At 42.9% G+C, this 3,205-nt stretch carries 6 protein-coding genes and 1 pseudogene; 4 read left to right on the forward strand and 3 right to left on the reverse strand.

The window, feature by feature from the left end:
• The first annotated feature begins 235 nt into the window (after positions 1-235).
• The 3 genes from QTN95_RS19990 (at position 236) to QTN95_RS20000 (ending at position 1,330) form a co-directional block, all read left to right on the forward strand.
• A complete protein-coding gene (locus tag QTN95_RS19990) occupies positions 236-574 on the forward strand; it encodes a cytosolic protein (RefSeq protein ID WP_331418739.1) in 339 nt (112 codons plus the stop codon).
• 193 nt (positions 575-767) lie between these two features.
• Positions 768-1,013, forward strand: coding sequence for a type II toxin-antitoxin system CcdA family antitoxin (locus QTN95_RS19995; protein ID WP_331418740.1), 246 nt, complete (start codon positions 768-770; stop codon positions 1,011-1,013).
• Entirely contained in the window at positions 1,013-1,330 is a 318-nt protein-coding gene (locus QTN95_RS20000; protein ID WP_331418741.1) for a CcdB family protein, read from the forward strand. Before QTN95_RS19995 ends, QTN95_RS20000 begins: the two co-directional genes overlap by 1 nt.
• Positions 1,331-1,471: 141 nt before the next feature.
• On the opposite strand, the gene QTN95_RS20005 is transcribed toward QTN95_RS20000, so the two are convergent.
• The gene (locus QTN95_RS20005) at positions 1,472-1,954 is read right to left on the reverse strand and encodes an Lrp/AsnC family transcriptional regulator (protein WP_331418742.1); all 483 of its coding nucleotides are present in this window, start codon (positions 1,952-1,954) and stop codon (positions 1,472-1,474) included.
• Positions 1,955-2,075: 121 nt separating this feature from the next.
• Between QTN95_RS20005 and QTN95_RS20010 the strand changes: the two genes are divergently transcribed.
• On the forward strand, positions 2,076-2,612 hold the full coding sequence (locus QTN95_RS20010; protein ID WP_331418743.1) for a GNAT family N-acetyltransferase: 537 nt from the start codon (positions 2,076-2,078) through the stop codon (positions 2,610-2,612).
• 59 nt (positions 2,613-2,671) lie between these two features.
• On the opposite strand, the gene QTN95_RS20015 is transcribed toward QTN95_RS20010, so the two are convergent.
• Positions 2,672-2,938: a DUF2999 family protein gene (locus tag QTN95_RS20015; RefSeq protein WP_331418745.1), complete on the reverse strand. Its 267-nt coding sequence runs from the start codon at positions 2,936-2,938 to the stop codon at positions 2,672-2,674.
• 179 nt (positions 2,939-3,117) lie between these two features.
• Positions 3,118-3,205: pseudogene (locus tag QTN95_RS20020) on the reverse strand (IS200/IS605 family transposase); the annotation flags it as partial.

Genomic DNA, 3,205 nt, shown 5'->3' on the forward strand with positions numbered 1-3,205 from the left:
TGTCGGTCGAATACAGCAATCTGAAACACATTTTTTGCTAAATCGATACTAATAAGCCTATATTTCATGTTGGTCACCTTTATCCTTGATTCTGTCAAAAGTTAATCATGGCACATTGCGATGCCGAGATAGAGGTGACCATCTCATCATACACCATAATATAAAACAGTCAGCCCTTCCCCTGTGATGCTCTTAAAGTGATACAATCTGCGCATCAGAATTATCGAGAAACTCTATGTTTATCCATCATGTTAACGGCATCGACTGGCTGGTGATTACCGCTTTTGAAGAACTGAAAACCATGTTTATCGAAGACGCTGGAGCGATCCCCTCTTGCTTCTCTACCGCCAGCGAATTGAGCCTGATTGATCAAGCAAAACGCGCTTATGGCTACCTGCCAACATTGAGTGGAGTCATCACTGATACCGGCACTTTTCAAAGTCAGGATAACGAAGAAGATTTAAACCCACAGCTTGCCTGCCTAGTTGAGGGACGTGGTCGGGTGTTTATCTATCACGGTGGCTTTGTCGCTTTTGTCGATGATGAGCAAACCTTTATTACCCGAATGGACTGACAAGTTTTCGGTAAGTAGATATCAGTGAATTAAATGTAGCCGGGTCTTATCTTCAATAGAAGCTCAATCCTGCGGTTGTTCGATGACGGTAAAAGACAGATTAGAATATGTATTTTGAAGCCATAGTTGATTGTTATATGCCTAGCTTCTATCTATACTTAGTGCGTATTAATAATGCGCATACGGTTACTTTATGAGAAATGCATATAGCACAAACGCACCTAAAAAGGCTACAAACCTGAGTCTAAACAGCGAGTTGCTCGCCGAAGCTAAACGCCTAAACATCAACCTGTCAGCTACAATGGAAAAGGCGTTGGAAAAAGAAGTAAAGCAACAATTGAAAGCTGAATGGTTAAAGCAAAATGCCGAAGCGATTGAAGCTTGTAATGACTTAACTGTCAAACATGGACTATTTTCCGATTCATACCGAGTATTCTAATGTCCCAATTTACGCTTTATAAAAACAACGAAAAGCGCACGGCTAGCATTTACCCATATTTTGTGGATGTTCAAAGCGAGTTACTAGATTCTTTGAATACTCGATTGGTTATTCCCTTAACTCCTGCTGAGTTGCTTGAGAAAAAAGCCCCTAGTCACCTGTGTCCTACGATTCATATTGATGAAGGTGACTTTGTGATTCTTACCCAACAGATGGCTAGTGTACCAATTAAAATTCTGACGACTCCAGTCAACGATCTAAGCGCATTTAGAAACGAGATTATCGCCGCTATCGATTTTTTGGTTACCGGCATATGACGCTTTGTGAAGCGGGAGCAAGGCAATTCCGAAGTTATTGCATATCACTATAATGTCTCTTTACGGGATGCTGACTTATTAACTTGTGCGGATACACTCACATCTACAACCCAGAAGATTCAAATCAGTCTGATTGCCCTTCTAACTCAACGGCAACTGGAAAGTACTCTTAATCTCTTTAACCGATACATTGGACTGAATCGCGCTCACGCCTTTTACCCGTCTTATTGAGCTGATGCGATCAAAGTATTCATCTAAGTCTTTTGCGACTACCTGAACGATGTAATCTGCGCCGCCAGCTATACAGTGACACATGGTGATCCAGTCTGATTCCGCTACATAGTCCTCAAATGGGTCAGTATTTTCCACTTCATGACTGCCCAGAGTCACCAGAGTAAAGCCCGAAACCTGAAAGCCAAGCTTCTTGCGGTTCAGTCTTTCGGCATAACCTTCGATGTAGCCCTCTTGTTCCATTTTCTTCCAGCGGCGCCAGCATGGCGTTTCGCTCAGATTAACTTCTTCCGCTAACTTGCTGTTGCTGATGCGGCCATCTTTCTGGATACGTTCAAGAATGGAAAAATCTGTACTGTCTAACTCAAAGTTGGTGGATTCTTTCTTTTTCATAGGCTAAATAGAAATAATTTTCTCAATTTAATGATTACCATAACCCAGATAGCAATTTTATTCCTGTAGAGATAGGTAGACTGGATCTCATATCGCAACAATGACTTTATGGGAGTGAGCAATGAGTGCTCAGTTAATGACAGCTTTTATGCTGTTCGCAATTTCAATGACTCCAGGTGCGGGGAATATTGCTTTAATTGGTCTGTCGTTCGCTCCTCGGAGTGGATTACTGCTTACTCCACAGCAGCAACCTTACGCTTATGATAGTAGGGAAACTCTACTTTCAGGCAAAGGCAGTCATCTCCTAGCGGCTAGTGAACACTTACTCTTACTCGATGACAATCCACCGATCAAACGTATTGGTATCACCTTTCGTCCCGAGGGTCTGTTTATCCTTCAGCATTCGATTAACGTCGTACAGCCGATGAGCGCAATCAACCAGTGTCAGATGATGACTGAGCTAGGATTTACCGAACTGGACGCACATAAGGTAAGTGCAGATTGTTACGCGGAAAATGTCGGTTCTTACAAAACTCTTGAGAAGTGTGGCTTCGTTCAGGAAGGACGTCAGAAAGACTACTATAAGCTTGAGCACGGTTTTGATGACAAGCTCTATTATGGCATGACAGCCGAGCAGTTCAGTGCATTAAACCGCTGATAAAGCAAAAGGCCGTTAAACACCTTAGTCGGATTTAACGGCCTTTTTGTATCAAGTGCTTAGTTAGCCTGGTTCTGGCTCTGAAGCTTCTCTTTCGCTTCTTCAACTTTAGAGAAGTCCAATCCCAACTCTTCAACCGCTTCTTTGATTAGCGCAGGGTTTTGCATGACTTGCGCCATCAGCATTTGAAGTTTGTCTTGAGGTAAGCCCAATTGACTGATAGATGCCATTGCAGCAAAAGGGTTTTGTGTCAGAGTCTGAAAAATCTCGTTGATTTGTGCGTCGCTGATGTTGCTTTCTTTTAGCAGTGCAATAATCGGATTCATCATGTTTCCTTTTTAGTTGGTACTCATTTCGCCAGAGTGTAGCACTGGTTCGGGTACGATTGAACTCCCAGCCGGCAGGATTCCAATGCTACTTTGTAGGGCGATGTTAGTCGCAGATGTAAATTACCACCTTCTAAAGAAGGTGGCTTTGTGTGAGCCCCCTAAAAGGGGGCCTTTGTTTAATCCAACGCCAACTGGTGCTGCTCTACTCGCTCTTGCTTCTCTTGATGTCTTACATATCGGCGTATGATTTCTTCATTGATTCCA

It is taken from the genome of Vibrio sp. M260112, assembly GCF_036533775.1.
Lineage (GTDB): Bacteria > Pseudomonadota > Gammaproteobacteria > Enterobacterales > Vibrionaceae > Vibrio.